The sequence below is a fragment of the Limosilactobacillus reuteri subsp. simiae genome, assembly GCF_020784875.1.
GTDB classification, from domain to species: domain Bacteria; phylum Bacillota; class Bacilli; order Lactobacillales; family Lactobacillaceae; genus Limosilactobacillus; species Limosilactobacillus reuteri_H.
Genome location: NZ_JAJGUI010000078.1, coordinates 1 through 237, shown reverse-complemented (window position 1 = coordinate 237; position 237 = coordinate 1). Strand labels below are relative to the sequence as shown.

At 35.4% G+C, this 237-nt stretch carries 1 protein-coding gene; it reads right to left on the bottom strand.

Going from position 1 to position 237, the window contains the following annotated elements:
• Positions 1-237, bottom strand: a 237-nt coding sequence (gene tnpA / locus LMC10_RS02085; protein WP_229268798.1) for an IS200/IS605 family transposase, incomplete at both ends; no start/stop codon positions are given.

Sequence of the window (237 nt, the reverse complement as noted above, 5' to 3'; positions counted from 1 at the left end):
CATAAACTGCGATACACTTAGCTTCGGCGGAATACTTACTAACAAGTGCACATGATCTGGCATCATATGACCTTCAATTATTTCTACTCCCTTATATTTACACAATAAACGAATATAACCTCTTAGGTCTCTTCGGTATTGATTGAAGATCGCTTTACGTCTATACTTTGGTATGAATACGATGTGATACTTACATAACCACTTCGTATGGGCTAAGCTATTTAATTTATTAGCCAT